This window comes from Cupriavidus sp. 291-E7, from assembly GCF_057798835.1.
This window is the reverse complement of the sequence record NZ_JBYOJV010000001.1, coordinates 592,999-608,991: the sequence shown is the minus strand read 5'-3', so window position 1 is coordinate 608,991 and position 15,993 is coordinate 592,999. Positions and strand designations below refer to the sequence as shown.

Here is a 15,993-nt window from a genome sequence, read left to right as displayed (position 1 = left end):
GGTGTCTCCATCTGGGTATCCGTGCGGTTTGGCGGTTGTCAGGAATGAGGGGCGAGCAGATCGAAATCCAGGCAGACATACTCGGTAGGGAATTCGATCCGTGCGTAGTAAACGATCACATCGTCGACGCAGGCAAAGCGGCGCAACTCGGCCACGGGCGCACCCACGGCCAGTTCCAGCGCGCGGGCGGACTCGGCGCCGGCCGGCACGATGGTCAGGCGCTGACGCGCCGCATTGACCTTGAGGCCGGGAAATCGATCGAGCACCGGCACGGACGCGCCCTGGCGGAAAGCCTCCGGCTCGCGCGCGAAGACATCGGCGGCAATGTAGACCTCGCCCACAGCGAACGGGCGGTCGTCCACGCGGTGCGCGCGGTGCGCGCGGTGCAGGAAATGATAGGCATCGGCACGGCCGGCATCGCACGGCATGCCCAGGTCGTCGGGCAGGCTGACGTCCGCCGTCGATTCGACGATTGCCTCGGTGGAAAGCTGACCGCCCACGGCAACCGCTTCGTGCCAGCTGACGGGCAGCGACATCGGGCGGCGCTCACGGCCCGCCCCCTTGACGAAGGTGCCGCGCCCGCGCGCACGCGCCACGAGTCCCTCGGCATCGAGCTGGGAAATCGCGTGGTGCATCGTCATGCGCGCTACGCCGTACTGGCTGCACAGGGCTTCAAGCGAAGGAATGCGCTCGCCCTGGCGCCACGCGCCGCTTTCGATCTGGCGACGGAAAATCGTGGCCAGCTGCAAATAGACTGGCTCGCGGCTGCGGGAAAGGAGTTCGGTGGCGTCCGGCATCGGTAGCGGTAGCGGGCGGCTGGATTGGGCGACGCCTTGGCGCCGCCCACGATCAGGCCGATACCGGACTCTATTAAAAGTCTAGCCAGCTAGACTACTAGGGTTTACGCCCCGCCGTTCCGCCCTGCGGGCGGGATGCCTCAGGCCGCCGGCAAGGCCAGCGCCGCCAGGTAATCGTCATTGCGCGCGGGGGTGGCCTCCGCATGCAGTCCGCCAGCCACGGTGGCACGGATCGATGCGGCCAGCGCCTGCTTGCGGCGCCATGCCGAGCGCTTTTTCGACGCAACCTCGGTGATGTCGCGCTCGGGCTGGCATACCGGGATCGCAATGTTCCCGTCCGGCATCGCCACGCCGTGGTATTCGGCCCAGAAGCCTTCGTAGTCCGCCTGGATCTGGCGCGGGTGCAGCCGTTGGCGCCCCACATGATTGGCGCGTGACACTGCCACGATGCGGCGCGCACCCATCCGGCTGGCAAACGCAAGCAACGCCTGCATCAGCGCGTCCTTGGGACGTAGCCCCTCGCAGGTCTTGGTGGACGCGCGAATCCATTCCAGGCTGGTGTCGTGCAACAGGCCTTGCAGGCCTCCGATATAGACTTCGGCGCCGTCCGCACTGCGGCGCAGGTAGAAGCTCAGTTGCGAAAGGCAGGCGCCGGTTTCGTTGTCGACCCAATAGAAAGCCAGCTCACCTTCCCTGGCATTCTGGCCAGAGTCGGCCAGGCGCAACGTGTAGCGCCCTTCCGCGAATGCCCAGCCGAGCCCGCCGGTCAGGTAGATGTCCTCGCACACGCCAACCGGCAGCGCATCGCGCAGGACGGCATAGTGCTCCAGCAGCAGCCTCGCGCGTTCGGCAAAGCGCATGCCGTAAGCGCCCAGCGGACGGAAGGGCCGCTCAAGCATCAGCGGCCGCGCGGTCACCACACGCTGCAGCAATGCGCACGATGCCGCGGCACGTAACCACGGCCGTGCAGTGCCACCCCGGATGGCGGAAAGCGCCACCAGCTTGATGCGGCGCGACAGCCATTTGCGGCTTCCCGCCGGATAACAGAACGCTGAAACCGATGCCACCGTCGTCAGATAACGCAGGTATTGGCTCGGCAAAAAGTCAAAGATTCCCCCTGCCCGGGCTTGGACAAGCCCTTGCAGACACGACATAGGACCATGCACGACTGACTGCTCCCCTTGTTGGCGCGCCGGTCCATTCTTTGAGACCTGGTCACGCGATGAAGACCCATGCAGTCGCTGCCAGAAAACGGGCGCGACGCGGCCAGCCTGCCTCTTTCATAGTGTTTGTGGGGAGCAGGCGTAGCTCGTAATCTTCTGTAACGCATTGAAATATTCCGCGTTGACGCTGTTACAAATAAGACAAGGAAAGACAACAAGCCCGCCCGGAGATCAGGAGAACCCGGGCTGGCACTTGTCAGCAGCAAACAAAAAAGCGGCGGAGCGTTGGCTCCGCCGCTGTCGTCACGCGTGTCCGCGCGTGTCTGGCCTGTTGTGCCGCGCCGGTCTACCAGCGCGTGTCACGCTCCCAGGCCTTCATTTCTTCTTCTGCCCGTTCCTTCGTGTAGCCGTAGCGCTCCTGAATGCGGCCCGCAAGCTGGTCGCGCTTGCCGTTGATGACGGTGATATCGTCATCGGTCAGCTTGCCCCACTTTTCCTTGATCTTGCCCTTGGCCTGATCCCATTTGCCTTCGATCTGGTCCCAGTTCATATCTGGCTCCTTTGTGTCAGTGGACTGTGGATCAATGCGACGCGCCGGCAGTAGAGATGCGGCGCGGCGCGAGTTGGATGACGTGGCGAATGACCACTTACTTCGCGTACTTGGCCCTCACGTTGGCCTGGCACTTGTCCTTGGCGTCGCCAGACATCGCGTCGCACTTTTCCTTGTCAGCCTTGTAGGCGGCGTCCGCCACGTCCTTGCGGGCATCCGCGCGGGCTTCGGCCACATCGGTGCTCGTGCCGGTGGCGGCGGCCTTTTCAACCTTGGCGGAACTCAGGGCACGTTCGTGCGAAGCCTTCGCTTCCTTCACGCACACGTCCTTGTCGTTGCCCTTCTTGTCATCGCACATTTCCTTGGCCACGTCGTAGTCGCGGTCGGCCTTGGTCTTCAGAGCCTTGGCATGGGCCTTCTCGGTGCCGTCGCGCCTGGCTTCGGCGTTGGCCTTGGCCACGTCGTGGTCACGCTTGGCTTCGGCCTTGCACACATCCTTGGCGTTACCAGACTGCCCGTCGCAACGACTCTTGGCGGCCTTGTAGTCGGCATCGGCCTGTTTCACAGCGGCGTCATAGTCCGCTTTCGAGCCGGCCTGCGCGTAGGCCAGGCCAACAGGCGCGGCCACCATCAACGAACACACGGCTGCACTGAGCCACTTCTTTGCGATCATGTCGTGCTCCTTTTCTCAGGTGGATACTGATCAGGCCCCGCAATCTCCGCACTTGCATTGCCGTGCGGGCTGCGTTGTGGCCCTGCTGTATTTGCAGGTTATGTTTTGCCACCTCAGCCAAGCAGCAGACCCCTGCTGAAACATTCGTAAGACAATTCCCACAGCATCACTTTGCTTGTCTTTGCGTGTTCTTCTTCGCGGACCACCAATGAAAAAGGGCCGGCATCAAGCCGGCCCCGGGGCAGTACAGCAGCCCCTTACAAGCGGTCTGGCGATTTCAATTTGGCACGGAATCGAGACCGGTTTCCTTCACGACTGACTGCGCCGCGGGCGCCGCCAGGAAATGCAGCAGCGCTTTCGCTTCCGCGGCGTGCGCGGACTTGACGGGCACGCCGCCGGCAAAGCGCGTCACGGATTGCACATCTTCGGGAATACGGCCGACAAACGTCACACCCGGAACGGGCAGCAATTCGGCCACTTGCTGAAAGCCGATTTCGTACTGGCCGCTGGCGACCATCGATGCCACCGGCACCTTCTCGATCTTCTTCGCCTTGGCGGCAAGCGCATTGGATTCGCCCAGCTTTTTGAACAGCTCGCGCTCGACATACACGCCGCTGGCGCTATCCGAGTAAGCGATCGACTTCGCATGCATCAGCGTGCGTCGCAACGCATCGACGGTGCGGATATCCGGCACGGTCTCGCCCGCGCGCACGACCATGCCGATACGCGAGTCCGCCAATTCCACGCGCGACTGCGGATCGACCACACCCTTCTTGATCAGATCATCGAGCGCGTAGCCGACCATGATCACCACATCGGCAGGTTCACCGCGCGCCAGTCGGTTGGGGATGGCCTCCGCTGACTTGCCCATCGAAGGCCCATGCTCGGTTGTCAGCTTGCTGCCGGCCTGCTGCGCGAATGCCGGCGCCAGCTTCGTGTATGCCGCCGTGAACCCGCCCGAAATCATCACGTGAAGCTCGGTGCCGCTCTCCGCCGCGTGCGCGGCCGGCGCCAGTAACGTTGCCGCAATCGCGGCCGTCGCTACCCAGTTTTTGTACATGCTGTGGTGTCTCCATCGATGCCGGAATCGGTGTCCCGGAACCGCAGGACTATAGGGAGCACCGCCCTCGGCAGCCAAGTCACTTTCGATGAAGACGGCTTCACGAATGATGAACACCAGTGCCACGGCCTCGGGTACTTGACGCCGGCACCTTCCCGCGAATATTCTTTTTATGGACATATCGTTCATTTTTGAACATCAAACAGCCAGGCCGCGCAGATCGGCCACGGAAGGAGCGCCCCATGTTTTCTGGAAAGGTCGGCATCAACGGTGCTGGAATCGGTGGCCTGGCCGCCGCCATCGCCTTGCGCAAGCTCGGCATGGAAGTCGTCGTATTCGAGCAGGCCGCCCGCTTTGCGCGAGTCGGCGCGGATATCAATCTCACGCCGAACGCGGTGCGCGCGCTTGACGGGTTGGGCGTGGGGGATGCACTGCGCGAGACCGCCGCGCGGCCCACGCACCGCATCAGCCGCACCTGGGACACCGGCGAGGAAACCTCTCGCCTGCCGATGTCCGACGATGCCGAACGGCGCTATGGCGCGCCGCAGCTGACCATGCACCGTGGCGACCTGATGACCGCGCTGGAAGCCGCCGTTCCCGCTGCCAACGTAAAGCTCGGCCACAAGGCCACGGCCATCGTGCCGCGCGAACGCGGTGCCACGCTGCAGTTCGCCGACGGCAGCCAGCACGATGTGGATGTCTTGATTGGCGCTGACGGCATCCACTCGGTCGTCCGCACGGCCATGCTTGGCGCCGAGCATCCGATCTTCACCGGCGTGGTGGCCTACCGCGCCGTGGTTCCTGCCGAACGGCTGGCTGGCGTGCCGAATATCGGCGCGTTCACCAAGTGGTGGGGCCCCGAATCGACGAGCCAGATCGTGACGTTCCCACTGAACCGTGGCCGCGAGATTTTTGTATTCGCCACGGTCGCGCAGGATAGCTGGCGCCACGAATCGTGGACCACGCCGGGCCGCGTGGAAGACCTGCGCGCCGCCTATGCCGGCTATCACGCCGACGCACGCGCACTGCTGGACGCCTGCGACGATGTCCTGATCTCGGCGCTATATGTGCGCGATCCCCTGCCGACCTGGTCGGCTGGCCATATCGCGCTGATGGGCGATGCCTGCCACCCGATGATGCCCTTCATGGCGCAGGGCGCCGGCATGGCCATCGAGGACGCCGTGGTGTTGGCGCGCTGCCTGGCGCAAGCCGATGACGATGCGGTGCCCGCCGCGCTGGCCCGCTACCAGGCCGCGCGGCATGAACGCACCAGCCGCATCCAGCTTGGATCGCGCGGCAACGAGTGGCTCAAGGCCGGTGGCAACGCAGACTGGGTGTACGATTACGACGCCTGGCACGTGCCCCTGCAATAAGCAGCAAATCCGCACGCACCGCCCTCCTCCGTTGCCTCTCCATTTGCCGATGCCCAAGTCCAGTTCGCTGCGCAATACCGCCGTTCGTTCAGACGCCACCGAAGATACTGGCGATGACGGCGCCGATGGTGCGCAGCAACTGGTCACACCCGTCATTCGCGGACTGCGTCTGCTGAAGTTCATTGCCGAAGGCGGTTCGACTGCCAACCTCAGCGAAGTCGGCCGCCGCATCGATGTGAATCGCGTGACAGTGATGCGCCTGCTGGCCACGCTGGAACACGAGGGTGTCGTGGAACGGCTGCCGCAGGGCGGGCATACGGTGGGGTTTCCGTTCCTCAAGCTCGCGTCACAGGTACTGGCATCGAACGACCTGACGTCATTCGCGCGCCGCGTGCTGGCGCGACTGAGTGAGTCGCTGCAGCTTTCCGCCTATCTGGCCGTGCCCGATGGCGGCAACGTGCTTTACCTGCTGCGCGACATGCCGAACACGGGGCTGGTCAGCAACATCCAGGTGGGCAGCCGCCTACCCGCGCACCTGACCACACCGGGGCGCATGTTGATCGCCCACCTCTCACCTGAAACGCTACGCGAACGGCTCGGCGACGATCCACTGCCCACCGTGACCGGTCAAAGCCCGGCCACGCACAAACGGCTGGCCGAGATCCTGGCCGCCGATCTGGAACGCGGTTGCGCGTGGAGCTTTTCCGCCTTCGAACCCGGTATCGATTCATGCGCGGCTCCCGTGCGCGACGCTTCGGGCGACGTCATCGCGGCCATCAGCGTGGCGGGGCCGCAGCAGCGCTTCGAGGCCGACGGCACGCTGCGCGAACGCACGGAAAAAACCGTGAAGGCCGCCGCGAAAGACCTCTCCGCATTGCTCGGCTACCGGGCGCCGTGATGGTGCCGTGATGGCTCCGATGCCTGCCGCGCGGCATGGCGCGGGCAGCGGCCTCGTCAGCACATAACCCTGCCCACCGCGGGGTCGCGATGTACGGCCTTGCGTTTTGTATCGATCGATCTATAATCCGTCGCATGGTTTCATACTGATCGATACAAAACGAGACTTACGCAATGGCTCGACCCCGACAATTCGATGCGGATGCCGCCTTGTCCGCCGCCCAGCAGACGTTCTGGGCAAAGGGCTATCACGCCACGTCCACGCGCGAACTCACGCAAGCGATGGGCCTGACCCAGCCAAGCTTGTACAACGCGTTTGGCGACAAGCGCCAGTTGTTCATGCAGGCGCTGGACGACTACATGAACCGCACGCTGCGCGAACGTATCGCGCGCATCGAATCCGGCTATCCGCCCGCGCAGGCGCTGGTGCGGTTCTTTGCCGAAAGCGTCGAGCGCGGCGCGACCGAGCTGCCGCACCGTGGCTGCATGCTGATCAACACGGCGCTGGAGGCCTCGAACGAAGATCCCGAGCTCAAGGCCGCCGTGGCGTTGGAGCTGTCGCTTATGCGCGCGTTCTTTGCGCGGTCCGTTCGCGCGGCCCAGGCTGATGGCACCATCGCGCCCCACCATGATCCTGACGATGCGGCAGCCATGCTGCTGTCACTACAGGTGGGTATGCGCGTGCTGTCGCGCGTGATGCCGGATCGCGCCTTGCTGGAAGCGTCGGTGCGGCCCGCACTGGCATCGCTGGGTCTGCAGGCGTCCGAAAGCCCACCCGTCTAAGCCCGGTTTCACTCCCAAGTTCGAAGCGTGTCCCGCGCGGCCAACCGCCGCGTGGTGGAGACGCTCATCCTGACATTGCCGAAGGAAACACCCATGTCCGCAGATGCCCCCGCCACCGTCCCGGTATCCAACACACCACCATTGCACGATGATCGTTCGCTCGACACACGCGCACTCTATGCGGCATTCGCGGGCCTGTGCGCCAGCCTCGTCGCCATCGGCCTGGCACGCTTTGCCTATACGCCGCTGATCCCGACGCTGATCCAGGCTCACTGGTTCAGCGCGGCGGACACGGTCGCGCTGGGCGCGGCCAATTTCGCCGGTTACCTGGCCGGCGCGCTACTGGGCCGGCCGCTGGCGGCGCGATTGTCCAACCGCCACGCGCTGCGCTGGTTGATGGTGGCGGCGACGTCCGCGTTTTTTGCGTGCGCGTTTCCGGTATCGGTCGGCTGGTTCTTCGTCTGGCGTTTTCTTTCGGGCCTGTCGGGCGGCGCGATCATGGTGCTGGTTGCCACGGCCATCCTGCCGCACATCGCACCGGCGCGGCGCGCCTTTGTCAGCGGGATGATCTTCCTTGGCCTGGGCCTGGGCATCGCCGCGTCGGGCACGCTGGTGCCTGAACTGCTCAAGCTGGGCCTGCGCGCTACGTGGTTCGGTCTCGGTGCCGTGTCATTGCTGCTTACCGCGCTGACCTGGGCCGGCTGGCCAGCCACTGACGCACCGGCAACGGCGCCCGCCGCCAACGGTCATCATGCGGCGGACGGCGCGCTGGCCGCGCACAAGCGCGCGCTGCGCGTGATCTATGTCCAGTACGCGGCAAACGCGCTCGGACTCGTGCCCGCGATGGTGCTGCTGGTGGACTATGTCGCGCGTGGCCTTGGCCAGGGCGCTTCGGTAGGGGCCCGATACTGGGTGCTGTACGGCGTGGCCGCCATCGCCGGCCCGCTCATCGGCGGCTGGCTTGGTGGACGGGTGGGCTTCCGCAATGGCTATCGCATTGCGATGGTGTTGCAGGGGCTTGCTGTGGGATTGCTTGCACTGTCGCACCACACGGCTGCGCTGTGGACGGCGACGATCGTGCTGGGCGCGTTCACCCCTGGCATCGTGCCGATGGTGCTGGGCCGCATGCAGGATCTGCTGCCGCATGACGCCACGGCGCAGCGTGCGGCGTGGAGCCGTGCCACGGCATCGTTCGCATTGTTCCAGGCGGTGGGTGGTTACGGCTATGCGTGGCTCTTCTCGCATACCCACGAGAACTACGCGCTGATCTTCACTTGCGGCGCGGTGGCAATGGCCGTTGCATTTGCCGCGGACTTCACCGTGCGGCCAGGTACGCGGCCGGCTGCGTGACACAAGGCCAGCGGACGGCTCAAGTGTCGTCCGAGAACTTGCGCAGCAGCCGCATGAATTCGTTGAATTCGTCCGCGGAAAAATTGCGCAGCCGATGATTGAGGACTTCCGGCGCGATATCGGGCACCCGCGTGGCCACGGCCTTGCCCTTGGCCGACAGGATCAGGTGGATGACCCGGCGGTCTTCCTCGCTGCGCTCGCGCTTGAGCAGGCCCTTGTTTTCGAGCTTGTCCAGCATGCGCGTCATCAGACCGGTGTCGATGCCCAGCAGCCGGCTCACCTCCAGCGGAGTGTTGGCCACCCCGCGCAGCAGCGAGAGCAGGATGCCCATCTGTTGGCCGGTGATATCCAGCGGCCGCAGCGCGGCATCCATCTCCATCAACAGGCCATTGCGCGCCCGGTTCAGGTGAAAGCCGACACTCTGCGTAAGCTGGAAATTTTCGCGTGTGTAGTGTTTCACGGCATTTCAGGCAGATCAGCGGAACGCCAAATGTATCTGATGGATCAGAAAAAAGGAAGGGACGCACATGGCGTCCCTTCCTTTTTAGAACAGTTCGCCTCAGATACGCGAACCGGCACCGTTGTTCGTCGCGCCGCTGTTGCCGAGCACCGCCATCACCTGCTTTGCCACGGAATCGCCAACACGCTTGGCTTCGGCTTCGACGCTGTCGCGCTTCAGTTCGGTCGCGCCATGCACGCCCACGCCGGCTGCCGCCGATATCGCCACGTTGCTGGCCGCGACACCCACGCCCGCCATTTCCGCCATGCCAGGCATATGGCCGCTATCGGCATTGGTGTCGAACAGCGCCAGCGGGATCGGCTGCGCATGGGCCGGTTGGTACAGCACCTGCACCGACGCCGACACATCGCTCTTGCCCGCGCCCAGACCGATCAGCGTGCGGCGGCGCTGCTTGCCTTCATCGATCTTGTCGAAGCGGCCTTCCACGATCAGCGCATTGGCATCGGACGGTACCGGACCATCGAGGCGCACCGCATGCAGCCCCTTGGCCTGCAGTTGCTTGACGATCTCGTCGGCGGCGGCATTGCGGGCGGCCTGCGCTGCCTGGTTCTGCTCGTTGCCGGCGCTGTCTCCCGACGTCATGGCCTTGATCCGATGCATCATCGTGTTATCGACCTTGACCTCATTCGCGCTGACGTCGAAGCCACGGACATAAACGACGTCCGGCTGCACGTGCGAGATCGATGCGGGCACGGAGGCTTCGGAGATCATCGTCGTGGCCGAGGCGCAGCCGGCCATCAGCATCGAGGCGGCGGCCAGCGAGGCGATGGTCAGTTGCTTGGCGTTACGCGAGATGGCTTGGAAAGAGGTCTTCATGATCGGGTCCTTGCTGGTGGTTTCTTTGGCACCGGACATCGGTGCCGGGCAGACCCAGTATTGGATGAACGCATGCAACAAGCCAGGCGAGAACTATTTCACCCTATGTCACGCGGGCAGCGAGACCACCACTTCCAGGCCGCCGCCATCCCGCTCCCTGAATGACAGGGCGCCGCCGTGCAGGCGCGCAATGCGATCGACGATGGCCAGCCCCAGGCCGGTGCCCCCTTCCCCGCGCGTATTGCTGCCCCGGCTGAATGGCTCGCGCAGGCGCTCCAGTTCCGCCACGCTGATGCCGTTGCCGCGATCGCAGATCGCCACATGCGCATGATGATCGTCCTGCCAGGTGCGCACGAAGAGTCCCGTCTTGCCGTATTTGATCGCGTTCTGCATCAGGTTCATCAACATGCGCAGCATGCTGGTGGGCCGATACACCACGGGATGCAGCGGCCCGAGGTCGAGTTCGAATTCGTGCCCAAGCCCCGCAAAATCGGCCGCGAGCTGACTCACGAGCGCGTTGAGATCGCCAGACTCCGGCACCTCTTTCTCGCCACTGCCGGCGTAATCCATGAACTGCTGCAAGATGGTGTCGATGTGATCGAGATAACCCTCCACCGATGCCACGAATGCGTCGTCGGTGCCACGCGGCAGTGTCATGGCCATCGCCAGACGCAACTTGGTCAGCGGCGTGCGGATGTCGTGCGAGACCCCCGCGAGCATCAGCGCCCGCGTTTTCTCCGCCTGCTGCAACGCCTCGGTCATGTCATTGAACGCGCGGCTGACCTGCGCGATTTCGGTGGGCCCGTCAGTGGGCAGCGGGTCGGGCATGTCTCCCGCATGGATCTCGCGCGCCGCGCTTGCCAGGTCACGCAGGGGCCGATTGATGTGCCGCTGCAGCAGGTAGCCGGTCAGCGCGGCCAGCAGGCCAAGCGCCGCGAACAGCGCAATGGCGGCCGTGACGCTGCCGGCCTGCGAATCCGCCGTCATCGGCAATACGATCCAGGTTGGCGATCCGGCCGCGTGCACCTGGATCCATAGTTTTTCGTCGTCCTGACCACCCTGCCAACGCACATCGGTATCCCTGGCGAGGTCCCGCCGCAGCGCTTGCATGAATACCTCGCGCTGCCACGTGCGAAACGGATGCACGGTGTCGCTGCCGGGGCCTTCGGCAGGCGGCGGCTCGTCCTGGCCGCCGATGCGCGCGACGGCCGCGCGCGCTTCGGCGGGCGACATCCCATCCAGAGCGCGATCCAGCGTCGTGACGTAGTGCGAGAAAACGGTGGCGGCGCGCTCCACGCGGGCGCGCTGCACATAGTGCAGCAGTACGAACAGCGAGCAGGCCTGCGTCACGAAGACCAGGATCACCAGCAGGCCGATATTGCGCGCCAGCAGCGAACGCGGAAGCAGGCGCCGCATCACGCCTCCACGCCGGCCACCAGCATGTATCCCACGCCCCATACGGTCTTGATGAAGCGTGGCTTGGAAGGATCTTCCTCGACGATCTGGCGCAGCCGCAGGATCTGCACATCGATGCTGCGGTCGAGCGCGTCGTGGTCGCGGCCCCGGGCGCGCGCCAGCAGATTCTCGCGGCTGACCGCGCGGTTTGGCGACGAACCCAGCGCATGCAGCAGCAACATCTGGGCCGAGTGCACTTCCACCGGCTCCCCGCCGCGCGTCAGCGCCTGCTTGCCGACGTCGAAGCGAAACTCGCCAAAGCTCAGCGTCTGGCTGGTGACGGTGGGATCGCCCGCGGCAATTTTCTGGCGCCGCAGCAAGGCACGGATGCGCGCCACCAGTTCGTCGGGCAGAAAAGGCTTGGCCAGGTAGTCGTCGGCGCCGGTGTCCAGTCCGACGACCCGGTCGGCGGGATCGCCCTTGGCCGTCAGCATCAGGATCGGCATGGTCTGGCCTTCCGCGCGCAACCTGCGGCAGATGGTGAGGCCGTCCTCAGGCTCCATCATCAGGTCCAGCACCAGCAGATCGTACGGTTCGCGCTGCAGGTAGCGGTTGAGCTGCTTGCCGTCGGCCACGGCGCGGACCTGAAAGCCATGTCCGGTCAGAAACCGCTGCAGCATGTTGCGCAGCTCCGCCTCGTCATCGAGCACGATTATCCGGTGTCCCTGCTCCATTGGCGTGTCTCCGGTTCTTTTGCTTTTCTGGCCGTTGCCCCATCAACGTGACCGCATGCGCTGCGCCATGAACGCTTCGATCTGCGGCAGCGTGACGTAGCCGACGCGATGCGTGTCGATCTCTTCGAAGTGCTTCGCCACCATCGGCATGCCGGCCTGCGCCTGCTCACGGGTCAGTTTGCCGTCCCGCGTGGTATTGGCATTGGCAAAGCGCGTCTGCACTTGCGAGAGTACCTGTTCGGTCCGCTCCATGCGGTCTCCGCCGCCACCCATCGTCATGCCCTGCGCGCTGGCGCCTGCCGAAACAATACACAAGATCATTACTGCGATCATCTTCTTCATGATGAAACTCCGTTGGTTTGCCGACGTTCCGGGCTGACTGCCCTGGCCGGCGGGGGTAGGAAAAAATTGCTGGGGATGAATGGAATGTGCCGGGGCGTCGATCAGGCGTAGTGCGCCGGCACCCATACACGGCCCACCCAGTGGCCCGGCACCAGCACGGCGACCTTGACCGGCGCCACATAGACCGGGCGCGGTGCCGTAACGACGACGGTCGGCAGCGGCGGCGCCACGTGAACCGGAGGCGGCGTGACGACCACCGGGGCCGGCACGGGCACGACTACGGTCGGCGGCGGGGGCGGCGGCAGGACGGCCGGCGCGGGCGCCACGACGGTCACGGGAACCGGCGGCGGCACCACCACAGGCACCGGGGCCACGACGGCCACCGGCGGGGGCGGCACATAGACCGGCGCCGCACCGACCACGACCGTGGTGCCCGTGCTTACGGTTGCACCGTGGTAGACGGTGCTGCCGCTGCCCGTGGTCACCACGCCGGGCGCCACGCGGGTAGCACTGCCGGAATGGGTGACGGTGCCGCCATAGCTGTTGCTCACGGTTCCCGAGCGGTCACAGGTATTGCCCGCGCAGTTGGTCGATGCAGAGTGGTTGTACGAGTTGCCATTGCCGCCGGTCACGGTGCCCGATGAACTGTATTGCCCCACGCCGTTACGGGTCACGCTGCCGCTGGTGCTGGCCGTGTGGCCGTTGGAACCGGTCATGTCACCGGTGTGGTTGCAGGTGCCGCCCGCGCAGCTCGTGCTGCCGTCGTGCTGTACCGAACGACCGTTCGGGCCAACCGCGGTACCGGAATTCGAGAACTGGCCCGGTGCATTGCGCGTCACGGTGCCGGTGTTGGTGGCCGCGCCGCCCCAGGGGCCGACCGCACCGCCGGCATGCGAGCAACTGCCGCCGCCGCACGACATCGCATGACCGCCGCTGAATTCGCCACGCGGGGTATAGGCGTTGAAGTGGCCGCCGCTCCAGGCAAATGCGGAAGCGTTGGCAAGCAGAAGCAGCGTTCCGGCTGCGGCGATCAGAGTGCGGTTGGCCATGATGTCTGTCCCTCTTGGTTCGATTCGTTCGACGCAGCGTGTCGCGTCGACGGGCTGAACTCTAGGATGCGGACCGGAAGCTGTCGCCCTGCAATTCATGTCGGGATATGTCATGACAGGACCGGTGACATATCCCGACATGATTGTTCGATGCTCTGCCATCCAGTGGCCTTCTACGACAGGCCACGGTGTGCGATCATCGTGGCCTACCCCGCACTCTTGCCCCTGCCATGCCCGAACGCATCAGCGAAGACATCACGTTCCGCAAACTCGAAGCGCTGCTGGCGTTCATGGATACGGGCAACCTGGCCAAGGCCGCCGAAGCGCTCGACGTCAGCACTGTCAGCGTGCACCGGGCACTGCATTCGCTGGAAGAAGGGCTGCGCTGCGCGCTGTTCCGCCACGAGGGGCGCAACCTGCTGCCCACGGAAGCGGCCCATGTGCTGGCCGACGTGGCGCGCGATGTGATCAAGACCATGTCCGACGGCGTGCGCATGACGCGCGAGGCCGCGGGCTATTCGGCGGATCAGCTCAAGATCGGTTCGCTGTATTCGCTCACGATCCGCACCGTGCCGCAGGTGGTGATCGGCATCAAGATGCGCCGCCCCGAACTGCAGACGGAACTGGTGCTCGGCTCCAACGCCGACCTGCTCGACAAGCTGCGGCATGGCACCATCGACGCCACGCTGATGGGCCTGCCCGAGCCCAGCGCCGAGATCGAATCGATTCCGATGTTCGAGGACGATATCTTCTTTGCCACGCCGGCCGATTCGCACTACGCGCAACTCGACGCCGTGGACCTGCGCGATTGCCGCGACGAGCCGTTCGTGTCTCTGGGCGATGGCTTCGTGACATCGAGCGGCTTTGCCGAAGCCTTCCGCATCGCCGACTTCACGCCCAACGTGGTGATGAAGGTCGGCGACATTTTCTCGCTGATGAACCTCGTGGGCGGCGGCATCGGCTATTCGCTGCTGCCGGGCCGCGTGCGCGACGTATTCGCACGCAACGTGGCCTTTGTGCCGCTGACCGCCGACTATGGCATGAAGCAGACCATCGGCCTGAGCTTTCTGCGCCGCCGCGAGCGCGACCCCAACCTGCTGGCGCTGGCCGCCGTCTGCCGCATGCTCACGCAGTCCGGCGGCCGTGCGCCCTGCTGATCAACCACCCACCAGCGCCTTGGTGGCCAGGTACAGCACCGATGGCCCGAGCAGGCAGCCCAGCCCGGTGTGGAACGTCGCCACGAGCGCGCCGTAGGGCACCAGACGGCGGTCCGTGGCTGCCAGTCCGGCCGATACGCCGCTGACCGTGCCGGCCAGCCCGCCGAACACCATCGCCGCACGCGGATTGTTCAGACCCAGAAAACCAGCGGCGAACGGCGTGCCCACCATCACGATGATGGCCTTGATCAGCCCCGTGGCAATCGACAGCGCGATCACGTCCGAACTGGCACCCAGCGCGGCACCGGTAACGGGGCCGACGATATAGGTCACGGCGCCCGCGCCGATCGTCGTCATGCTGACCGCATCGCTGTAGCCAAAGGCCCGCGCCACCGCCGCACCGACGATGAACGGCACCACGGTGCCCAGCAGCAGCGACACGGCGCCCACCATGCCCGCCTTGCGGGCTTCGCGCACCTGCACCTCGAACGCCGTGGCCACGATGGCAAAGTCACGCAGCATGGCGCCGCCCATCAGGCCGATACCTGAAAACAGCGCGAAATCCGCGAGTCCTTTTTCCTTGCCGGTCACCACGCCGCCGTAGTACGCGAGCCCTAGCCCGATCATGATGGCGATGGCCGAGGCGTGCAGGCGGCCCTTGGTGAGGCGCTTCGATAGCTGGGACGATATCCACATCACGATGCCGACGGTGGCAAAGGCGGTCACCAGACCGTTGTGGAGCAGGACGTTGTCAAACATCATGGCCGGAGCAGCGATAGTCATGGCGGTCTCCCTGTCCCTTATTGCGAAACGGCTTCGGCCTGCGTCAGCGGCGGCAGCGGTTCATGGTCACCGGTACGGGCCAGCAGGGCGATCAAACACGCGCACGCGCCCACGGCCAGGATGGCCGCCAGCACCGCCACCGGGCCGCCACGCAGCGCGGCCACCACATTCTGCTGCGCCGCCATCGCCACCACCACGGGGATATACATCGCTCCCCAGAACCCCACACCCGCCTCCGTCTCCTTCGGCATGAGGCCCCTGTCGTGCAGATAGAGCCGGATGAATATCAGCAGCAGCATGGCGATGCCGACGCCGCCGACGTTGGACTTGACGCCGATAGCGGCGCCTAGCAGATCGCCAAGATAAAGGCCCACCAGGTGGCAGATCGCCAATAGCGCGGTTCCGTAGATGATCATCTTTGTCTCCAGTCAGTGTTGTGTTGTTGGCGCCAGCCTCGGGGCCGGACATTTGCAGACAACTCTAGGAATCGCGCCGCATCGCATCAATCAACACCACGCTCCAACCGTTACGGTCCGGTTAATCGTTTTGTT

18 protein-coding genes are annotated in these 15,993 nt (G+C 65.0%); 5 read left to right on the top strand and 13 right to left on the bottom strand.

What is annotated here, in order from left to right:
- Positions 1-38: 38 nt before the first annotated feature.
- The 5 genes from AC3FLX_RS02750 to AC3FLX_RS02730 all read right to left on the bottom strand — a co-directional run bounded on the left by AC3FLX_RS02750 (position 39) and on the right by AC3FLX_RS02730 (position 4,243).
- Positions 39-797: a GntR family transcriptional regulator gene (locus tag AC3FLX_RS02750; RefSeq protein ID WP_488693614.1), complete on the bottom strand. Its 759-nt coding sequence runs from the start codon at positions 795-797 to the stop codon at positions 39-41.
- A 140-nt stretch (positions 798-937) separates the two neighbouring features.
- A complete protein-coding gene (locus tag AC3FLX_RS02745) occupies positions 938-1,897 on the bottom strand; it encodes a DUF535 family protein (RefSeq protein ID WP_488693612.1) in 960 nt (319 codons plus the stop codon).
- Positions 1,898-2,306: 409 nt separating this feature from the next.
- Positions 2,307-2,510: a CsbD family protein gene (locus AC3FLX_RS02740; protein ID WP_061956917.1), complete on the bottom strand. Its 204-nt coding sequence runs from the start codon at positions 2,508-2,510 to the stop codon at positions 2,307-2,309.
- A gap of 97 nt (positions 2,511-2,607) precedes the next feature.
- Entirely contained in the window at positions 2,608-3,180 is a 573-nt protein-coding gene (locus AC3FLX_RS02735; protein ID WP_488693718.1) for a hypothetical protein, read from the bottom strand.
- 280 nt (positions 3,181-3,460) lie between these two features.
- Positions 3,461-4,243 carry a substrate-binding domain-containing protein gene (locus AC3FLX_RS02730; protein ID WP_488693609.1) on the bottom strand — a complete coding sequence of 261 codons (783 nt, stop codon included), beginning with the start codon at positions 4,241-4,243 and terminating at the stop codon, positions 3,461-3,463.
- Between the two features lie 242 nt (positions 4,244-4,485).
- Here AC3FLX_RS02730 and AC3FLX_RS02725 point away from each other — a divergent pair, with 242 nt between their 5' ends.
- The 4 genes from AC3FLX_RS02725 to AC3FLX_RS02710 all read left to right on the top strand — a co-directional run bounded on the left by AC3FLX_RS02725 (position 4,486) and on the right by AC3FLX_RS02710 (position 8,646).
- On the top strand, positions 4,486-5,616 hold the full coding sequence (locus AC3FLX_RS02725) for an FAD-dependent monooxygenase (RefSeq protein WP_488693608.1): 1,131 nt from the start codon (positions 4,486-4,488) through the stop codon (positions 5,614-5,616).
- Positions 5,617-5,665: 49 nt separating this feature from the next.
- Positions 5,666-6,514, top strand: a complete 849-nt coding sequence (locus AC3FLX_RS02720) for an IclR family transcriptional regulator (protein ID WP_488693606.1) — start codon at positions 5,666-5,668, stop codon at positions 6,512-6,514.
- Between the two features lie 173 nt (positions 6,515-6,687).
- The gene (locus tag AC3FLX_RS02715) at positions 6,688-7,296 is read left to right on the top strand and encodes a TetR/AcrR family transcriptional regulator (protein ID WP_488693604.1); all 609 of its coding nucleotides are present in this window, start codon (positions 6,688-6,690) and stop codon (positions 7,294-7,296) included.
- Positions 7,297-7,389: 93 nt separating this feature from the next.
- Positions 7,390-8,646, top strand: a complete 1,257-nt coding sequence (locus AC3FLX_RS02710; RefSeq protein ID WP_488693602.1) for a YbfB/YjiJ family MFS transporter — start codon at positions 7,390-7,392, stop codon at positions 8,644-8,646.
- Positions 8,647-8,665: 19 nt separating this feature from the next.
- Here AC3FLX_RS02710 and AC3FLX_RS02705 read toward each other — a convergent pair whose 3' ends face one another.
- The 6 genes from AC3FLX_RS02705 to AC3FLX_RS02680 all read right to left on the bottom strand — a co-directional run bounded on the left by AC3FLX_RS02705 (position 8,666) and on the right by AC3FLX_RS02680 (position 13,502).
- Complete coding sequence (locus AC3FLX_RS02705; RefSeq protein ID WP_488693601.1) at positions 8,666-9,106, bottom strand: MarR family winged helix-turn-helix transcriptional regulator; 441 nt, start codon at positions 9,104-9,106, stop codon at positions 8,666-8,668.
- 99 nt (positions 9,107-9,205) lie between these two features.
- Positions 9,206-9,982, bottom strand: a complete 777-nt coding sequence (locus tag AC3FLX_RS02700; protein ID WP_488693600.1) for a DUF4410 domain-containing protein — start codon at positions 9,980-9,982, stop codon at positions 9,206-9,208.
- A 108-nt stretch (positions 9,983-10,090) separates the two neighbouring features.
- Complete coding sequence (locus AC3FLX_RS02695; protein WP_488693599.1) at positions 10,091-11,398, bottom strand: ATP-binding protein; 1,308 nt, start codon at positions 11,396-11,398, stop codon at positions 10,091-10,093.
- Entirely contained in the window at positions 11,398-12,111 is a 714-nt protein-coding gene (locus tag AC3FLX_RS02690; protein ID WP_488693598.1) for a response regulator, read from the bottom strand. Before AC3FLX_RS02690 ends, AC3FLX_RS02695 begins: the two co-directional genes overlap by 1 nt.
- A gap of 42 nt (positions 12,112-12,153) precedes the next feature.
- Positions 12,154-12,453 carry an EF-hand domain-containing protein gene (locus AC3FLX_RS02685; protein ID WP_488693596.1) on the bottom strand — a complete coding sequence of 100 codons (300 nt, stop codon included), beginning with the start codon at positions 12,451-12,453 and terminating at the stop codon, positions 12,154-12,156.
- A 101-nt stretch (positions 12,454-12,554) separates the two neighbouring features.
- Complete coding sequence (locus tag AC3FLX_RS02680; protein ID WP_488693594.1) at positions 12,555-13,502, bottom strand: hypothetical protein; 948 nt, start codon at positions 13,500-13,502, stop codon at positions 12,555-12,557.
- 230 nt (positions 13,503-13,732) lie between these two features.
- On the opposite strand from AC3FLX_RS02680, the gene AC3FLX_RS02675 reads away from it, so the two are divergent.
- Complete coding sequence (locus AC3FLX_RS02675) at positions 13,733-14,659, top strand: LysR family transcriptional regulator (RefSeq protein ID WP_488693592.1); 927 nt, start codon at positions 13,733-13,735, stop codon at positions 14,657-14,659.
- Here AC3FLX_RS02675 and madM read toward each other — a convergent pair whose 3' ends face one another.
- Complete coding sequence (gene madM, locus AC3FLX_RS02670) at positions 14,660-15,442, bottom strand: malonate transporter subunit MadM (protein WP_488693590.1); 783 nt, start codon at positions 15,440-15,442, stop codon at positions 14,660-14,662.
- Positions 15,443-15,459: 17 nt separating this feature from the next.
- Positions 15,460-15,858 carry a malonate transporter subunit MadL gene (gene madL / locus AC3FLX_RS02665; RefSeq protein ID WP_488693588.1) on the bottom strand — a complete coding sequence of 133 codons (399 nt, stop codon included), beginning with the start codon at positions 15,856-15,858 and terminating at the stop codon, positions 15,460-15,462.
- Positions 15,859-15,993: the final 135 nt, after the last annotated feature.